Annotated in this window: 17 protein-coding genes; 10 read left to right on the top strand and 7 right to left on the bottom strand. The window is 69.7% G+C overall.

The window, feature by feature from the left end:
* Positions 1 to 59: 59 nt before the first annotated feature.
* Positions 60 to 2,084 carry an NADPH-dependent 2,4-dienoyl-CoA reductase gene (locus tag GEV26_RS17525; protein ID WP_153654836.1) on the bottom strand — a complete coding sequence of 675 codons (2,025 nt, stop codon included), beginning with the start codon at positions 2,082 to 2,084 and terminating at the stop codon, positions 60 to 62.
* Positions 2,081 to 2,491, bottom strand: a complete 411-nt coding sequence (locus tag GEV26_RS17520) for a nuclear transport factor 2 family protein (protein WP_153654835.1) — start codon at positions 2,489 to 2,491, stop codon at positions 2,081 to 2,083. Before GEV26_RS17520 ends, GEV26_RS17525 begins: the two co-directional genes overlap by 4 nt.
* 26 nt (positions 2,492 to 2,517) lie before the next feature.
* Here GEV26_RS17520 and GEV26_RS17515 point away from each other — a divergent pair, with 26 nt between their 5' ends.
* Complete coding sequence (locus GEV26_RS17515) at positions 2,518 to 2,754, top strand: SCO4848 family membrane protein (RefSeq protein WP_208430721.1); 237 nt, start codon at positions 2,518 to 2,520, stop codon at positions 2,752 to 2,754.
* Here GEV26_RS17515 and GEV26_RS17510 read toward each other — a convergent pair.
* The gene (locus GEV26_RS17510) at positions 2,733 to 3,269 is read right to left on the bottom strand and encodes a PadR family transcriptional regulator (RefSeq protein WP_153654834.1); all 537 of its coding nucleotides are present in this window, start codon (positions 3,267 to 3,269) and stop codon (positions 2,733 to 2,735) included. The two genes, GEV26_RS17515 and GEV26_RS17510, sit on opposite strands and share 22 nt — an antisense overlap.
* A 127-nt stretch (positions 3,270 to 3,396) precedes the next feature.
* Between GEV26_RS17510 and GEV26_RS17505 the strand changes: the two genes are divergently transcribed.
* From GEV26_RS17505 to GEV26_RS17485, 5 genes are all read left to right on the top strand, one after another.
* The gene (locus GEV26_RS17505; RefSeq protein ID WP_153654833.1) at positions 3,397 to 4,062 is read left to right on the top strand and encodes a hypothetical protein; all 666 of its coding nucleotides are present in this window, start codon (positions 3,397 to 3,399) and stop codon (positions 4,060 to 4,062) included.
* 64 nt (positions 4,063 to 4,126) lie between these two features.
* A complete protein-coding gene (locus GEV26_RS17500) occupies positions 4,127 to 5,011 on the top strand; it encodes an ABC transporter substrate-binding protein (RefSeq protein ID WP_208430993.1) in 885 nt (294 codons plus the stop codon).
* Positions 5,008 to 5,847: an amino acid ABC transporter permease gene (locus GEV26_RS17495; RefSeq protein WP_153654832.1), complete on the top strand. Its 840-nt coding sequence runs from the start codon at positions 5,008 to 5,010 to the stop codon at positions 5,845 to 5,847. Before GEV26_RS17500 ends, GEV26_RS17495 begins: the two co-directional genes overlap by 4 nt.
* Positions 5,844 to 6,581, top strand: coding sequence for an amino acid ABC transporter ATP-binding protein (locus tag GEV26_RS17490; protein WP_153654831.1), 738 nt, complete (start codon positions 5,844 to 5,846; stop codon positions 6,579 to 6,581). The genes GEV26_RS17495 and GEV26_RS17490 overlap by 4 nt, the downstream gene beginning before the upstream one ends.
* 18 nt (positions 6,582 to 6,599) lie before the next feature.
* Positions 6,600 to 7,631, top strand: coding sequence for an alpha-hydroxy acid oxidase (locus GEV26_RS17485; protein ID WP_153654830.1), 1,032 nt, complete (start codon positions 6,600 to 6,602; stop codon positions 7,629 to 7,631).
* Here the strand turns inward: GEV26_RS17485 and GEV26_RS17480 are convergent.
* From GEV26_RS17480 to GEV26_RS17470, 3 genes are read right to left on the bottom strand one after another with little or no spacing between them, the layout of a single operon-like run.
* Positions 7,615 to 8,676 (bottom strand): FAD-dependent oxidoreductase, encoded by a 1,062-nt coding sequence (locus GEV26_RS17480; protein ID WP_153654829.1) that lies wholly within the window; start codon positions 8,674 to 8,676, stop codon positions 7,615 to 7,617. The genes GEV26_RS17485 and GEV26_RS17480 overlap by 17 nt on opposite strands.
* A 7-nt stretch (positions 8,677 to 8,683) precedes the next feature.
* Positions 8,684 to 9,655, bottom strand: a complete 972-nt coding sequence (locus tag GEV26_RS17475) for a hypothetical protein (RefSeq protein ID WP_153654828.1) — start codon at positions 9,653 to 9,655, stop codon at positions 8,684 to 8,686.
* A gap of 9 nt (positions 9,656 to 9,664) precedes the next feature.
* Positions 9,665 to 10,468 (bottom strand): alpha/beta fold hydrolase, encoded by an 804-nt coding sequence (locus GEV26_RS17470; RefSeq protein WP_153654827.1) that lies wholly within the window; start codon positions 10,466 to 10,468, stop codon positions 9,665 to 9,667.
* Between the two features lie 71 nt (positions 10,469 to 10,539).
* Here GEV26_RS17470 and GEV26_RS17465 point away from each other — a divergent pair, with 71 nt between their 5' ends.
* Positions 10,540 to 11,694 carry a CaiB/BaiF CoA transferase family protein gene (locus tag GEV26_RS17465; protein WP_208430992.1) on the top strand — a complete coding sequence of 385 codons (1,155 nt, stop codon included), beginning with the start codon at positions 10,540 to 10,542 and terminating at the stop codon, positions 11,692 to 11,694.
* A gap of 17 nt (positions 11,695 to 11,711) precedes the next feature.
* A complete protein-coding gene (locus GEV26_RS17460; protein WP_153654826.1) occupies positions 11,712 to 12,854 on the top strand; it encodes an acyl-CoA dehydrogenase family protein in 1,143 nt (380 codons plus the stop codon).
* Positions 12,855 to 12,870: 16 nt separating this feature from the next.
* Here GEV26_RS17460 and GEV26_RS17455 read toward each other — a convergent pair whose 3' ends face one another.
* Entirely contained in the window at positions 12,871 to 13,593 is a 723-nt protein-coding gene (locus GEV26_RS17455) for a MerR family transcriptional regulator (protein ID WP_153654825.1), read from the bottom strand.
* Positions 13,594 to 13,733: 140 nt separating this feature from the next.
* On the opposite strand from GEV26_RS17455, the gene GEV26_RS17450 reads away from it, so the two are divergent.
* Both GEV26_RS17450 and GEV26_RS17445 read left to right on the top strand, forming a co-directional pair.
* Positions 13,734 to 14,951: an acetyl-CoA C-acetyltransferase gene (locus tag GEV26_RS17450; protein WP_153654824.1), complete on the top strand. Its 1,218-nt coding sequence runs from the start codon at positions 13,734 to 13,736 to the stop codon at positions 14,949 to 14,951.
* Positions 14,952 to 14,982: 31 nt separating this feature from the next.
* On the top strand, positions 14,983 to 17,172 hold the full coding sequence (locus tag GEV26_RS17445) for a 3-hydroxyacyl-CoA dehydrogenase NAD-binding domain-containing protein (RefSeq protein ID WP_153654823.1): 2,190 nt from the start codon (positions 14,983 to 14,985) through the stop codon (positions 17,170 to 17,172).
* The last annotated feature ends 28 nt before the right edge of the window (positions 17,173 to 17,200 follow it).

Genomic DNA, 17,200 nt, shown 5'->3' with positions numbered 1-17,200 from the left:
TGTCAGGAAAGGGGGTTCTCCTGGGAATCCGCGGGCCGGGTCCGGCGGCGGGCGGGGGGTCAGAGGCGGGCGGCGAGCTCGGTGGCTTGCTTGATCGCACGCTTGGCGTCGAGCTCGGCGGCGACGTCGGCGCCGCCGATCACGTGCACGGGCGTGCCGAGGGCCTCGAGCGGCTCGACGAGATCGCGCACGGACTCCTGCCCCGTGCACAGCACGATCGTGTCCACGTCGAGGACGCGCGTCTCGCTGGTGTCCTTGCCGGTCGCGACGGTGATGTGCAGGCCGGCGTCGTCGATCCGGTCGTACGTGACGCCCTTGAGCATCTGGACGCCCGAGTCCTTCAAGGTCTGGCGGTGCACCCAGCCGGACGTCTTGCCGAGGCCCTTGCCCAGGTCGGTCGTCTTGCGCTGCAGCAGGAACACCTCGCGCCGAGGCGGCGCCGCGACCTTCGTGGTGAGACCCCCGCGCTCGAGCGCGGGATCCGTGACTCCCCAGCGCAGCATCCAGTCGTCGAGCGACTCGTCGGGCTCGTGCAGCAGGAACTCGGAGACGTCGAAGCCGATGCCGCCGGCGCCGACCACTGCCACGGTGCGGCCGACCGGCACGGTGCCGCGGATGACGTCCTGGTAGTCCACGACGGAGGGATGATCGACGCCCGGGATCGCCGGCACCCGTGGCTCGACGCCCGTGGCCAGGACGATCTCGTCGAAGCCTGCGAGGTCCGTGACACCGACGCGCGTGCCGAGATGGATCTTGACGCCTGCGACCTCGAGTCGGCGCGAGTAGTAGCGGATCGTCTCGCGGAACTCCTCCTTGCCGGGGATCTGCATCGCGAGCCGGAACTGGCCGCCGACCTCCGGCAGCGCCTCGAACAGCTCGACCGTGTGTCCGCGACCGGACAGCTCGGTCGCGGCGGCGAGCCCGGCGGGGCCGGCCCCGACGACGGCGATGTGCTTGACCGTCCGCGTCGGGGTGAGCACCAGCTGCGTCTCGTGGCCCGCCCGCGGGTTGACCATGCAGCTGGCCCGCTTGTTGACGAACGTGTGGTCGAGGCAGGCCTGGTTGCACGCGATGCACGTGTTGATCTCGTCGGCGCGGTCCTCGGCGGCCTTGACGACGAAGAACGGATCGGCGAGCAGCGGCCTGGCCATCGACACCAGATCGGCCTGGCCCGACGCGAGGATCTCCTCGGCGACCTCGGGGGTGTTGATGCGGTTGGAGGCCACGACCGGCACCGAGACCTCGGACCGCAGCTTGGCGGTGACCCACGCGAACGCCGCCCGCGGCACGGACGTGACGATCGTAGGGATGCGCGCCTCGTGCCAGCCGATGCCGGTGTTGATGATCGAGACGCCGGCGGTCTGCAGCTTCGTGGCCAGCTCGACGGTCTCCTCCCAGCTCTGCGCGTCGTCGACGAGGTCGAGCAGCGACATCCGGTACATCACGATGAAGTCCTCGCCGGCGGCCTCGCGGACCCGCTCGACGATCTCGACCGGGAAACGCATCCGGTTCTCGGCGCTGCCGCCCCATCGGTCGGTCCGGTCGTTCGTGCGGGCCGTGAGCATCTGGTTGATGAGGTATCCCTCGGAACCCATGATCTCGACGCCGTCGTAGCCGGCCCGGCGAGCGAGCCGGGCGGACGCCGCGAAGTCGTCGACCGTCCGGTCGACCTCCTTGGTCGTCATCGCCCTCGGCTTGCCGAACGGGGTGATCGGCGAGGGGATCGCCGAGGCGGCACGCTTGAACGGGTGGTAGCCGTAGCGGCCAGCGTGCAGCAGCTGCATCACGATCTTGCCGTCGTGCTCGTGCACCGCATCGGTCACGATGCGGTGCTTGTCGGCGAACCGCCGCGACGTCATCTGGGAGCCGAACGGCAGCAGCCAGCCGTGCCAGTTGGGGGCGTAGCCGCCGGTCACGGACAGGGCCACCCCGCCCGCTGCGCGCTCACCGAAGTACGCCGCGAGCTCGGGCAGGTGCTTGGCGCGGTCCTCCAGGCCGGTGTGCATCGAGCCCATGACCACGCGGTTGCGCAGGGTCGTGTGGCCGAGGTCGAGCGGCTCGAGCAGGTGCGGATAGGGGGTCATGCGGTCTCTCCGCTCATCGCGGCCGCGGCCTCGGCCTGGATCTGGGTGAACTCGGCGGCCATGGCCGTGGCCAGCGCGTTGGCGGCCGACAGGGGTCGGACCATCACGGTGAGCTCTGCGATCCTGCCCTCGCCGTCCAGCCGGATCAGGTCGATGCCGTTGACGCTCGTTCCGTCGACGTACGTCTCGAAGACCAGCGCCGAGCCCTGTCCGTCGGCGTCCTCGAGCTCGCGGACGTAGCGGAAGTCGGTGAAGACCCGGCCCACGCCGCGCAGGATCGCGGCCACGATCGGTCTGCCCTCGTAGGGGGTGAAGGCCACGGGGCTGCGGAACACGACGTCGTCGGCCAGCAGGTCGCCGAGTGCGGCGAAGTCGCCGGCCTCGACAGCGACGCGGAACTCATTCATCAGGTCTCCTGTGATGGGATGGTGGGGTGATCTCGAAGAATGCTGCTCGGTTCCTGGTGCTCGCAGGCCTGTTCAACATCGTGGTCTGGCCCCGGTTCGCCAAGGCGATCGTGGACGACGACCGTGCCTGGGCCGGGGAGCACTGGCACAGCGAGCCGCAGGCGTTCTTCTGGGTCCACGCGGTGCTGATCACGAGCGCGATCGCGATCGGGCTGGGCGTCCTGGTCGTGGGCCTGCGCGCTCACCGCTCCGCCAGCCGCTGAAGGATCTCGTCGCACCACGCGATGCCGGCCTCCTCGGCCAGGATGCCGCCGCGCAGCACGAGCCAGCCCCCGAGCTCGTCGTCGGCGAGGTGGTCGGGATCGGGATAGAACCGGGCGGCGCTCTCGGCGTAGTAGGCGAGCTGCTGCTCGTGCGCGCTGCGCCGCACCCGGACGTCCTGCCGGATCGCGTCGGCGTCACCGAACGGCAGGGCGCGCAGCTTGACCGCGAACGCGCTGCGCAGCGGCTCGACGGGCGTCGACGTGGTGGTGAACCGGGCCAGCTCCTCGCGCCCCACGTCGGTGATGACGTAGACCTTCTTGTCCGGACGGCCGTCCTGCGGGACGACCTCGGACGTGACCCAGCCGTCGCCCTCCATCCGTCCCAGCACCTTGTAGATCTGCTGGTGGCTGGCCTTCCAGAAGTGGCCGATCGACGCGTCGAAGCGGCGGGCCAGGTCATAGCCCGAGGCGGACCGCTCCGCGAGGGAGACGAGGATCGCGTGCTCGAGGGCCATGCCTGGACCGTACTATGCAACTCGATGCAGTGGCAAGAGACCTCGGCGGAGTGCGCAGCGAGTCGCTAGCGTGGGAGCCGGACCGGGGACCCACAGGCCCCTTCCCTTCTCGAAGGAGTGCTTCTCCATGATGCGTACCCGTGTTCTCGCCGTGCTCGCCGCCGCGACGTTCGCCCTCGCCGGGTGCGGGGGTGGCAGCGAAGACGACGTCAGCGACCTGTCCGCGAAGGAGATCCTCGCCAAGAGCAAGGCCGCCGCCAAGGACGCCGACTCGCTGACCGTCGAGGGCGAGGGCCAGACCGGGACCACCCGGATCGAGGTCGACATGGAGTTCACCAAAACGACCGGCGAGGGGTCGATCTCGGCCGACGACGCCGAGATCGAGCTCCTCTCGGTGGACGACAAGACGTACTTCAAGGCCGGTCCGGAGGTCTACTCGCAGTTCGGCGCGAACGGCGATCAGATCGCCAGGACCATCGGCGACAAGTGGATCCTGGCGTCAGGTGACGCCTTCAAGCAGATCGTCACCTTCGCGAACCGCGACAGCTTCATCGATCAGCTGCTGACCCCCGACACCGCCCCCACCAAGACCAAGGGCAAGAAGGTCGAGGGCGTCGACTGCGTCGGCCTCACGACCAAGACGGGCACCCTGTACGTCGACAGGTCGGACGCGCGGCCGATCCGCCTGGATCCCGAGGGCGGATCGGGCAAGCTGACGTTCGACTACGACGACGTCGACCCCGCCAAGGCGCCCCAGGCCGATGACGTCTTCGAGCTGGGGGCGCTCGGCTAGGCACCTCCCGTCCGACCCGTGGAAGCGGTCCGCCGCGCGGGAAGCGGAGCCCTACGCTTGCGCCATGAAGATCTCCCCCTCCGGCGGACTCACCGCCATCGCCGCGCTGGCCCTCGCGCTGACCGCGGCCTGCGCTCCCGCCGACTCCGACGGCGACTCGAACGACGCCAGCACCTCGGCCGCCTCGTCCCTCGCGGACTGCCAGGTCGATGACCTCCCGCTCCTCAAGGACGGCACCCTGACCGTCGCGACCGACGACCCCGCGTTCGACCCCTGGTTCAGCGACGACGACCCCAGCAACGGCAAGGGCTTCGAGTCCGCCGTGGCGTACGCGGTCGCCGACAAGCTCGGCTTCGCCAAGGACGACGTGACGTGGGTCAAGGCGGGCTTCAACCAGGTCATCCAGCCCGGCAAGAAGAACTTCGACTTCGACATCAACCAGTTCTCGATCTCCGAGGACCGCAAGAAGGCCGTCGACTTCTCCAGCCCGTACTACGCCGCCGCGCAGGCGATCATCACGCTCGACTCCTCGCCGTTCAAGGACGCCAAGACCCTCGACGAGCTCAAGGACGCCAAGCTCGGCGCCCAGGTCGGCACGACATCGCTCCAGGCGGTCAACGAGCAGATCAAGCCGTCCACGAAGGCGCTGGTCTACGACGACACGACCAAGGCCGTCCAGGCGCTGCAGAACAAGCAGGTCGACGCGATCGTCGCCGACCTGCCCTCGGCGTACTACCTCACCGCCGCCGAGATCGACGGCGGCACGATCGTCGGTCAGTTCCAGCCCGAGACCGGTGACCAGGAGGAGTTCGGCCTGCTGCTCGCCAAGGGCAGCAAGCTCACCCCGTGCGTCAGCGCCGCTGTCGACGCGCTCGCGGACGACGGCACGTTGAAGCAGCTCGAGGACGAGTGGCTCGACCAGGCCACGGACGTCCCCGAGCTGAAGTGAGTCCCAGCCCACGGCAGCTCGAGCGCGAGCAGTACCGCCGCCGCCGCACCCTTCGCCGGGGTGCGGTGGCGGCGGTCTCGACGATCGTCGTGCTCGGCGGTCTGGCCCTCGCCGTGACGCAGTCGCCGGGCTGGTCGAATGTCCGGCGGACCTTCTTCGACCTCGCGCAGGCCAAGGACTCCTTGCCCGGCATCGCGCAGTCGTTCTGGCTCAACATCCGGCTGTTCCTCGTGATCGAGGTGCTGGTGCTGCTGCTCGGCGTCCTCATCGCGATCATCAGGGTCGTCCCGGCGCCCGCGCTCGCGCCGATCAAGGTCCTGGCGGTCCTCTACACCGACATCTTCCGCGGCACGCCGACCCTCCTCGTGGTGCTGCTCGTGGGATTCGGCCTGCCCGCCCTTCAGCTCACTGGTGTGCCGACCAGCTTGTTCTGGCTCGGCGTCATCGCCCTGACCCTGAGCTACGGCGCGTACGTCGCCGAGGTCATCCGGGCCGGCATCTTGTCGATCCACCCGACCCAGTGGGCCAGCGGTCGCGCGCTCGGCCTCTCGTACGGCGTGACGATGCGCAAGATCGTGCTGCCGCAGGCGATCCGGCGGGTCGGTCCGGCCCTGCTCAACGACTTCGTGTCGCTGCAGAAGGACACCGCCCTGCTCGCGACGATCGGGCTGGTCGAGGCCCTGCGCTCGGCGCAGGTCGACCAGAGCCGCACGTTCAACTTCACGCCGTACGTCGTCGCGGCCCTGTTCTTCATCGCCGCGACGATCCCGCTCGCCCGGATCACCGACTACCTGACGGTGCGCTCGCTGCGCCGCGAGAACGGACTGGTGACATGACGCCGCCGCTGCTGAGAGCCGAGGCCGTCCGCAAGTCGTTCGGGACGAACGAGGTGCTCAAGGGCATCGACCTGCACGTCGCCGAGGGCGAGGTCATCTGCCTCATCGGCGCCTCGGGGTCGGGCAAGTCCACGCTGCTGCGCTGCCTGAACCTGCTCGAGCAGGTCGACGACGGAGACATCTGGCTGGACGACCAGGAGATCACCGATCCGCGCATCGACGAGGACGAGGTCCGCCGCCAGATCGGCATCGTGTTCCAGGCGTACAACCTGTTCCCGCACCTCTCGGTCGAGCGCAACATCACCCTCGGCCCGACGGAGGCCGGCGGCGTCTCAGCCCTGGACGCCAAGGCGAGGGCCGCTGAGCTGCTCGCGCGCGTGGGCCTGGCCGAGAAGGCCAAGGCATATCCCGATGCGCTGTCCGGTGGGCAGCAGCAGCGGGTCGCCCTCGTGCGCGCGATCGCGATGCGACCGAGGCTCCTGCTGCTGGACGAGATCACCTCGGCGCTCGACCCGATGCTGGTCGGTGAGGTGCTCGACGTGATCCGTGAGCTGCGCCGCGACGGGATGACGATCGTCATGGCCACGCACGAGATGACCTTCGCGCGGGAGATCTCCGACCGGATCGTCTTCATGGCGGACGGGTTGGTCGAGGAGTCCGGACCGCCCGAGCAGATCTTCACCGCGCCGAGGAGCCCACGGACCGCCGAGTTCCTGGCCCGCCATCGCAGCTGACGCGCCTAAGGTGAGCTCGTGAACGACTTCGAGGCGCGGGCCGCCGAGCTGCTCGACGAGGCGACGTACGGCTACTTCGCGGGCGGGGCCGGCGACGAGATCACGCTGCGCGACAACGTCGAGTCGTGGCGCCGCCTGGTCCTGGCCCCCCGGGTGCTGGTCGGCGTCAAGGAGCGCGACAGCTCGGTGACCCTCCTGGGGCGCCGCCGCCCGCACCCGTTCCTCGTCGCCCCGATGGCCTATCAGCTCGGGGCGCACCCCGACGGCGAGATCGGCACGGCCACGGCGGCGGCGGCGACCGGCGCGACGTACGTCCTGTCGTCGCAGACCACGACGGACCCGCGCGAGGTGGCCCGGGCGATGGGCGAGGCCGATCGGTGGATGCAGCTGTACGTCTTCCAGGATCGTGCCGTCACCGACGACCTCGTCCAGGCGGCGAAGGACGGCGGCTACGAGGCGCTGGTCATCACGGTCGACTTCCCGACCGGGGGTCGCCGTGAGCGGGACGAGCGCTCGCACCACGTCCTCGCCCACCCCACCTATGCGCAGCTGACGAAGGGCCCCGCGACACCGGCCGAGCGGCACGCGATGCACGATCCGTCACTGACCTGGGACGACGTCGCAGCGATCGGCGAGGCCGGAGGGCTGCCGGTCGTGCTGAAGGGAATCCTCAACCCGGCCGATGCCGAGCGGGCGGTCGACGCCGGTGTCGCGGGCATCATCGTCTCCAACCACGGCGGACGCCAGCTCGACACCGTGCTGTCGGGAGCAGATGCGCTCGGCCCGGTCGTCGAGGCGGTCGACGGACGCATCGACGTGCTCGTCGACGGCGGGATCCGCCGGGGCTGGGACGCAGCCAAGGCACTCGCGCTCGGCGCGGACGCCGTGCTGGTCGGGCGACCCGTGCTGTGGGGTCTGGCCTGCGAGGGGGCGGCCGGTGCGCAGCAGGTGATCCAGCAGCTCGTGGACGAGCTGGACAATGCGCTCGCGCTCCTCGGCTGCCCGCGTGCGGAAGACCTGGACGCGAGCTTCCTCACCCGCCGGGGCTGACCGCCGCGGCCGCCCGGAGCCGGTCGGCGACCCCCCGCGCGGCGGTGCGCCCGGCCCGGTTGGCACCGATCGTGCTGGCGGAGGGGCCGTAGCCGACCATCTGGACGCGGGGATCGGCCACGGCGGTGGTCCCGTCGAGCTGGATGCCACCGAGAGGGCTGCGCAGGCGCAACGGGGCCAGGTGCTCGATCGCCGGGCGGAATCCCGTCGCCCACAGGATCACGTCCGCGGGCTCGAACGAGCCGTCGCCCCACCGCACCCCGTGGGGCTCGATCGAGGCGAACATCGGGCGGCGGTCGGCGTACGCGCCGAGGCGTTCGGCCTCGCGCTCCTGCTCGCGCAGCCGCAGACCCGTCACGCTGACGACGCTCCGCGGCGGCAGCCCCTGGCGTACGCGCTCCTCGACCTTCGCGACGACGGCCCGGCCCACCTCGGGCGTGAAGTCGTGGTCGAGCCACACCGGCTCGCGACGCGTGACCCAGACGGTCTCGGTGATCGGGGCCAGCGCGCCGAGGAACTGCACGGCCGACGCGCCACCGCCGACCACCACCACGCGCTTGCCGAGGAAGTGGTCGGGGCCGGGGTAGTCCGAGGCGTGCAGCTGCTCGCCGAGGAACGTCTCGATGCCCGGGTAGTGCGGGACGAACGGCCGGCTCCACGTGCCGGTCGCGTTGACCAGGGTGCGGGTCGTCCACGAGCCCGCGTCCGCCTCGACGACCAGCAGGCCGTCGTCGTCGCGGACCCGCGACACCGCGACCGGCCGCACGACCGGGAGCCCGAAGCGCTGCTCGTAGTCCGCGAAGTACGCGGGGACGAACCGGTTGGCCCGTTCCCGGCCCGTGTCGGGCGGGATCTCGGCGCCCGGCAGGTCGGCGACCCCGTGCACGTCGTGCATCGTCAGGGCGTCCCAGCGGTGCTGCCATGCGCCGCCGGGACGGTCGTCCGCGTCGAGGACGACGTGCCGGATGCCGCGACGGGCCAGGTGGTACGACGCCGACAGCCCCGCCTGTCCTGCGCCGATCACCAGCGAGTCGTAGATCTCCACGGCCGGGTCAACCCAGCTCGGCGGCCTTTGATTCCGGCGGGTACGTCGCCTCCATGCGGTCGGCGTACCCCTCCTCCCACAGGGTGTGGTGGACGACCCTGGCCAGCCCGCCTTCCTGCTCGATCAGCCTCTCGGCCTCGCGGATCGCCGTCTGCGCTCCGACGACGGTCGAGGGCACCCCGTCCCACCACTGCGCGACAGCGGCGTCGGCTGCAGTCTGGATGCGTCTGCGCATGAACCGCAGGACGAGCCGGCCCAGTCCGGTGCCGGTCAGCTCTGCCTGTCCCTCGACGTCCCAGGACCGGGCGGTCGTCCGAACGGTCGCCGAGCCGTCCGCGCTGAACCGGTTCAGCCGGCCTGAGCCCTCGGCGAGTGTCCCGCCGCCGGCACGCTCGATCGTGCCCAGGTCGATCGTCGCGGTGCCCGTGCCGGTCCCGCCCAGGCGGCGGGCCAAGAACGTGGGCGTGCCCTCCGCCATCAGCATCTTGGTGGCGTCGAGACGGCCGGCGAGCTGCACTCGGGGCAGACGTCCGTGGACGATGTCGACGTCGACCGACCACAGCTCCGAGGGGTCGGCGACGGTCACGGCCAGGGTGCGCGCGTCGTCGTGGCGCAGGGTGAAAGTGGTCCGGCTCTCGCTGATCTCGCCGGTCGGGACGGTGATCTCGGTCAGTCGCCGACCGTACTCGTCCCAGTCGATGTCGGTAGCGGTCAGCAGCTCGGCCTGAAGCGCGCTCTGCTTTCCAGGATCGACCGCCATCACGGGGATGCGCGTGACGATCTCGTAGCGAGCGCCCGAGGCGCGGTGTCGTCCCTCGGCGAGCCGCAGGGTGTCGACCGGCTGGCTGGTCAGCGGGTTGATGACGTTGCCGTCGGCGGCGAACTGCAGGGCGGCCCATTCCGCCCGAAGCGTCTCGATCACCTCGATCATCAGCGTCAGGTCGAGGCGGGGGACAGATCCGGTGGTGGTGAACTGCATGTCCCGACCCTAGGCCGCGGCGGTCTCCTCCGTCCGGGCAATCGTGTTCTCGATGACGCGGGCGATCAGGGCCGGGTCGTCGATCATCGGCACGTGTCCGCAGCGAGGAAGGGCCACGTGATGGGCGTCGGGCAGCCGCTCCTGCGCGATCGCCGAGGAACTGTAGGGCAGGATCACGTCGCGTGTGCCCCAGGCGATCGTGGTCGGCACGTCGACGCGGCCGCGGAACGCGTAGTTGACCCCTTTGACGATCGTGCGCTCGAAGCCCGCACAGCGCTTGAGCGCCAGCGCGTCGCCGAAGACCTCGTCGGCGGTGAAGCGCTCGGGGTGCGTGTAGAGCGAGGCGCCCGCGAGGCGGCGTCCCCAGGCGCGCCGCGACAGCGCGCGCAGCGCCCCCTCCGGCAGCTGGCTGCTGAGCCGCAGCGCGATGAGCAGGGCGAACGTCTGCAGGCGGTTCAGGGTGCCGAAGAAGCCGGCCGGGCTCAGCGCGGTCACCGACCGGGCGAGGCCGCGGGCGCCCAGCTCCAGGGCGATAGCACCGCCGAGGGAGTTGCCGACGACGTGGGGCCGCTCGATGCCCCAGAGCGCGAAGTTGTCGGTGAGGTTGTCGCACGCGGAGTCCATGTCGTACGACGCGCTGAGGGGATAGGCCGGGGACTCGCCGAAGCCAGCCAGGTCGACCGCGATGACGTCATACGACTCGGCGAGCGTCTCGAGCACGGGGTCCCAGGCCTGGCGGCGGTGACCGATGCCGTGGATGAGGACGAGTGGCTCGCCCGAGCCCTTGCGGGTGTGGACCAGTTCGGAAAGCATGTCGCCAAGATACCGATGGTATGCGGGGACGCCACTTGCAACCGTGACAGTTCAACTGTCACAATCATGGTGTGACCATCACCACGCAGTCCGGTCCCCTTCACGGCGTCCGCGTCGTCGAGCTCGTCGGCATCGGCCCCGGCCCGTTCGCCGCCATGCTCCTGGCCGACCTCGGAGCCGAGGTCATCCGGGTCGACCGGCCCGGCGGCAATGCCCTGCAGCTCGGCTCCGCGGACAAGGACATCCTCGGCCGCGGACGACCGTCGGTCGCGATCGACCTGAAGAACCCCCGCGGCGTCGCGACCGTGCTCGATCTCGTCGAGTCGGCCGACATCCTGATCGAGGGCCTGCGTCCGGGCGTCACCGAGCGGCTCGGTCTCGGGCCCCAGGAGTGCCACGCGCGCAATCCGCGTCTGGTCTACGGCCGGATGACCGGTTGGGGCCAGCACGGCCCGCTCGCGCAGACCGCCGGGCACGACATCAACTTCATCTCGGTCGCCGGTGCGCTCGGCGCGATCGGCCGGGCGGGCGGGCCCCCGCAGGTGCCGCTCAACCTGGTCGGTGACTTCGCCGGCGGATCGCTCTACCTGGTGACCGGCGTGCTGGCTGCGCTCATGCACGCCCGCAGCACCGGCGAGGGGCAGGTCGTCGACGCCGCGATCACCGACGGCACCGCACACCTGATGTCGATGATCGTTGCGATGCAGCAGTCGGGCACCTGGAGCGGCCCCCGCGGCACCAACATGCTCGACACCGGCACCCCGTTCTACGACGTGTTCGAGACCTCGGACGGCGAGTGGATGTCGGTCGGTCCGCTCGAGCCGCAGTTCTACGCCGCGCTGATCGAGGGCCTCGAGCTCACCGACGCGCCGGGCCAGTACGACTTCGCGCGCTGGGGCGAGCTGCGCCAGATGCTGACCGAGGCGTTCGCGTCCCGCACCCGCGCGGAGTGGGAGAAGGTCTTTGACGGCACCGACGCGTGCGTGGCCCCGGTGCTGAGCATCGAGGAGGCGTACACCCACCCCCACAACGTGGCCCGCGGGACGTACGTCGAGCGGGACGGGCTCACCCAGCCCGCGCCGGCGCCGCGCTTCTCCGCGACGCCCGCAACCCTGACCACCCCGCCCGAGCGGGCGGGTGCCAGCACCACCGAAGCGCTCAGCGCCTGGGGCATCGCCGATGTCGACCAGCTCATCGCCGACGGCGTCGCCGTCCAAGCCGACTGAATCAAGAAGAGGGCATCATGCAGCGAGGCATCTACGAAGCCGATCACGACGCGTTCCGCGACACCGTGCGGACGTTCTGCGAGAAGGAGATCGCGCCGTACCACGACCAGTGGGAGAAGGACAGCATCGTCCCGCGCGAGCTGTGGGAGAAGGCCGGCGCCCTGGGTCTGCTCGGATTCATGATGCCCGAGGAGTACGGCGGAGGCGGCATGGACGACTTCCGCTTCAACGCGATCATGTCCGAGGAGATGATCCGCATCGGCGCGAGCGGCGTCGGCTTCGTCCTGCACACCGACCTGGTCTCGGGATATCTGCTCTCGTACGCCACCGAGGAGCAGAAGCAGCGCTGGCTGCCGAAGTTCTGCACCGGTGAGGCGATCACCGCGATCGCCATGACTGAGCCGGGCACGGGCTCGGACCTGCAGGCCATCACGACCACCGCGGTGCGCGACGGCGACCACTACGTCGTCAACGGCGCCAAGACGTTCATCTCCAACGGCATCCTGGCCGACCTGGTCATCGTCGCGGTCAAGACCGATCCGGACGCCGGCGCGATGGGGGTCTCCCTCATCGTCCTGGAGCGCGGCATGGAGGGCTTCGAGCGCGGCCGCAACCTGGACAAGATGGGCCTGAAGGCGCAGGACACCGCCGAGCTGTTCTTCGACAACGTGCGCGTCCCGGTGCAGAACCTGCTGGGCGAAGAGGGCAAGGGCTTCATCTACCTGATGGAGAAGCTGCCGCAGGAGCGCCTCGCGATCTCGGTCGGCGCGATCGCCGCGACCCGGGCGATCATCGACATGACGCTGGACTACGTCAAGGAGCGCAAGGCGTTCGGCAAGCCGATCGGCTCGTTCCAGAACTCGCGCTTCGTGCTGGCCGAGCTCGAGACCGAGGTCCAGATCGGTCAGGCCTTCGTCGACAAGAGCATCGTCGCGCTGTCCAAGGGCGAGCTGACGATCGAGGAAGCCGCGATGGGCAAGTGGTGGACCACCGAGCTGCAGAACCGGGCCGCGGCCAAGTGCCTGCAGCTGCACGGTGGCTACGGCTACATGAGCGAGTACCCGATCTCCAAGGCGTACACCGACAGCCGGATCCAGACGATCTACGGCGGCACGACCGAGATCATGAAGGAGATCATCGGGCGCACGATGGGCCTGTGAGCCTCGCGGTCCGTCGTCAGCTCTCGGCTCGACGGCGGACCGTCTCGCGCTTGGACTCGTCGACCGCGGTCTCGTAGGCCGTCACGAGGGCCTGGATCGTGAGCGGCTTGAACCGCTCGATCAGGGCGGTGATGTCCTCGACCGGACGTCCCGAGGCCCGCAGCTCGGGCCACCACATCGTGCGGAACACCTCCGTGATCTCGCGGGCCACGGCCCGGCCCGCCTCGTCGAAGATGCGGCGCGAGGCGTGCGCGACCTCGATCGGCATGTCGGTCTCGATGAACTGGATCCCCACCGCGAGGTGGGCCGGCGCGACCTGGAAGACGTCCTCGGTCGGGGTCGGCTCGACCACGCCCAGGGCGACCAGCATCTCGATGTCGTCGTCGCTGAGCGCACGGCCCGCCCGCAGCTCGAGGGCGGCCCGGTCCAGCTCCTCGGGGCGATCGGCCATCCACGGCGCGAGCAGCGTGCGGTGCACCGCCACCTGCTCGGGCGTCGCGTCGGACGGGATGTTCTCGAGGTAGCCCTCGATCGCCGACAGCGTGAAGCCGTGGGCCTGCAGCTCCTTGACCAGCTCGAGCCGGGCCAGGTGGTCGGGGCCGTAGAAGCCGTTGCGACCCTCGCGGCGGGGCGGCGGGATGAGACCGCGACCGGCGTAGAAGCGCACGGTCCGCACGGACATGCCGACGCGGGACGCGAGCTGCTCGACGCTCATCGTGTCGGCGGGACTGGGAGTCATGGGCTGACCTTATGCCACCTGCCGGGTGACGAGACGTCTCACACACCCTCGATCCTTTGACAATGACAGTGTTGGTGTCACAATCAGTCGTGTCAGTTCTGCTGACGCGTCATCCACCAGATTCTGCGAGGACATTTCCTATGACCGAGGCCTTCGTCTACGACGCCATCCGTACGCCGCGAGGTCGCGGCAAGAAGTCCGGGTCGCTCCACGAGGTCAAGCCGATCTCGCTGGTCACCGGCCTGATCGACGAGATCCGCACGCGCAACCCCTCCCTCGACACCGACGCCGTGGACGATCTCGTCCTCGGTTGTGTCTCACCGGTCGGTGACCAGGGCAGCGACATCGCCAAGACCGCGGCGATCGCGGCAGGCCTGCCCGACACGGTTGCCGGCGTCCAGCTCAACCGCTTCTGCGCCTCGGGCCTCGAGGCCGTCAACCAGGCCTCGGCGCGTGTGCGCTCGGGCTGGGAGGACATGATCCTCGCCGGTGGCGTCGAGTCCATGAGCCGCGTGCCCATGGCCTCCGACGGCGGTGCGTGGGCGATGGACCCGCAGACCGCGTTCGACACCGACTTTGTGCCCCAGGGCATCGGCGCCGACCTCATCGCGACGGTCGAGGGCTACAGCCGCCTCGACGTCGACACCTTCGCCGCCGAGTCGCAGGCGCGTGCCGCCAAGGCGATCGCCAACGGCTACTTCAAGAACTCGGTCATCCCGGTCAAGGACGCCTCGGGCCTGACGATCCTCGACCACGACGAGTTCGTGCGTGAGGGCACGACCGCCGAGAGCCTCGCGTCGCTGCCGCCGTCGTTCGCGCAGATCGGCGACCAGGGCGGCTTCGACGCCGTCGCGCTCGAGAAGTACCACTGGATCGAGAAGATCGACCACGTCCACCACGCGGGCAACTCCTCGGGCATCGTCGACGGCGCCGCCCTGGTGCTGATCGGCAACGAGGCCGCCGGCGAGCGTCACGGGCTCAAGCCCCGCGCGCGCATCCTGTCGGCCGCGGTGTCCGGCGCCGATCCGACCATCATGCTGACGGGCCCCGGCCCGGCCAGCCTCAAGGCTCTCGACCGTGCGGGCCTCAGCATCGGCGACATCGACCTGCTCGAGATCAACGAGGCCTTCGCGGCTGTCGCGCTGCGCCTCATGAAGGACCTGGGCGGCTACCCGCACGACCAGACCAACGTCAACGGCGGATCGATCGCGATGGGCCACCCGCTGGGTGCGACCGGCGCGATGATCCTCGGCACCCTGATCGACGAGCTCGAGCGTCGTGACCAGCGCTACGGCCTGGCCACCCTCTGCGTCGGCGGCGGCATGGGCATCGCCACCGTCGTCGAGCGCCTCAGCTGACCCCGTCCCCACCTCCGAGAAGAGAACACACATGACTGAAGCAGTGCGTCACGAGGTCGAGGACGGCATCGTCAACCTCGTCCTGGACGATCCCAACCAGAGCGCCAACACGATGAACCAGGACTACGCCGACTCGATGGCCGCTGCCGTCGACCGCGTGGCCCAGGACATCGCGAACGACCCGGAGTCCGTCAAGGGCATCATCATCTCCTCGGCGAAGAAGACCTTCTTCGCCGGCGGCGACCTGAAGCTCATGACCCAGGCGACCCCTGCGGACGCCGAGCGGCTGTTCGGCGAGGTCGAGGCCATCAAGGCCACCCTCCGCAAGCTCGAGACGATCGGCCGGCCGGTCGTCGCGGCGATCAACGGCGCGGCCCTCGGCGGCGGCCTGGAGATCGCCCTCGCGGCCCACCACCGCATCGCGGTCGACGGCGGCTACTCCGTGGGCCTGCCCGAGGCGACCCTCGGCCTGCTGCCCGGTGGCGGCGGCGTCACCCGCACCGTTCGCATGTTCGGCATCTCCGACGCGCTGATGAAGTTCCTGCTCCAGGGACAGCAGATGAAGCCGGCCAAGGCGCTGTCCGAGGGCCTGATCGACGAGCTCGTGGCGTCGCAGGACGAGCTGATCCCGGCTGCGAAGGCGTGGATCGAGGCCAACGCCGGCAATCAGGAGGCCGCGACCCAGCCGTGGGACCGCAAGGGCTACCGCATGCCGGGCGGACTTCCGTCCAACCCGAAGCTCGCGGCGTTCCTGCCGGCGTTCCCGGCCAATCTGCGCAAGCAGACCAAGGGTGCGCTCTACAAGGCTCCCCGCGCGATCATGAGCGCCGCGGTCGAGGGTGCGCAGGTCGACTTCGACACCGCGAGCCGCATCGAGTCGCGCTACCTGGTCAATCTGATCATCGGCCAGCAGTTCAAGAACATGACGCAGGCCTTCTTCTTCGACCTGGGTGCGATCAACGCGGGCAAGTCACGTCCCGAGGGCATCGCGCCGACCAAGGCCGAGAAGATCGCGGTCATCGGCGCCGGCATGATGGGCGCGGGCATCGCGTACGTCTCGGCGAAGGCCGGCTTCGAGGTCGTCCTCAAGGACGTCTCGATGGAGGCCGCCGAGAAGGGCAAGTCGTACAGCCAGAACCTCGTCGACAAGGCCGTCTCCCGTGGACGCCTCTCGCAGGAGAAGGCCGACGAGCTCCTGGCGCGCATCACGCCCACCGATGACTACGCCGCCCTCGAGGGCAGCGACTTCGTGATCGAGGCCGTCTTCGAGTCGGTCAAGCTCAAGCACGAGGTCTTCGGCGAGCTGCAGAAGGTCGTCAAGCCGGACGCGCTGCTCGGCTCGAACACGTCGACGCTGCCGATCACGATCCTGGCCGACGGTGTCGAGCGTCCCGAGGACTTCATCGGCATCCACTTCTTCAGCCCCGTGGACAAGATGCCGCTGGTCGAGATCATCGCGGGTGAGAAGACGTCCGACGAGGCCATCGCGCGCGTCATCGACTACACCAAGGCGATCAAGAAGACGCCGATCGTCGTCGGCGACAGCCGCGGCTTCTTCACCAGCCGCGTCATCGGCACGTTCGTCAACGAGGGCATCGGCATGCTGGCCGAGGGAGTCTCCCCGGTCTCGATCGAGCGCGCCACGACCCAGGCCGGCTTCCCGGCCCCCGTGCTGCAGCTCAGCGATGAGCTCAACCTCGAGCTCATGGTCAAGATCCGCAACGAGTCGAAGGCCGCCGTCGAGGAGGCCGGAGGCACGTGGGAGGCCAACGCCGCCGAGGACATCATCGACACGATGATCGAGATCGGTCGCCCGAGCCGCCTGAAGGGCGCCGGCTTCTACGAGTACGTCGACGGCAAGCGTCAGGGACTGTGGAGCGGTCTGGCCGAGAAGTTCCCGGTCGCCGACGAGCAGCCCCCGTTCGAGGACCTCAAGGAGCGTCTGACGTTCATCATGAGCCTCGAGACGATCAAGTGCCTGGACGAGGGCGTGCTGCGCACGACCCAGGACGCCAACATCGGCTCGATCTTCGGCATCGGCTTCCCGGCGATGCAGGGCGGTGCGATCCAGTACGTCAACGGCTACGAGGCCGCCGACGGCTCGATCGGCGTCGAGGCGTTCACGGCTCGCGCGCAGGAGCTGGCCGCGAAGTACGGCGATCGGTTCGCCCCGCCGGCCTCGCTGCTGGAAAAGGCCAAGAACGGCGAGAAGTTCGCCTGAGCCTCGGCTCGCGTCACCGCGCCCCCGG

Source organism: Aeromicrobium yanjiei (genome assembly GCF_009649075.1).
Taxonomy (GTDB): domain Bacteria; phylum Actinomycetota; class Actinomycetes; order Propionibacteriales; family Nocardioidaceae; genus Aeromicrobium; species Aeromicrobium yanjiei.
The sequence above is the reverse complement of the archived record's forward strand: the minus strand, read 5'-3'. Positions and strand labels throughout refer to the sequence as shown.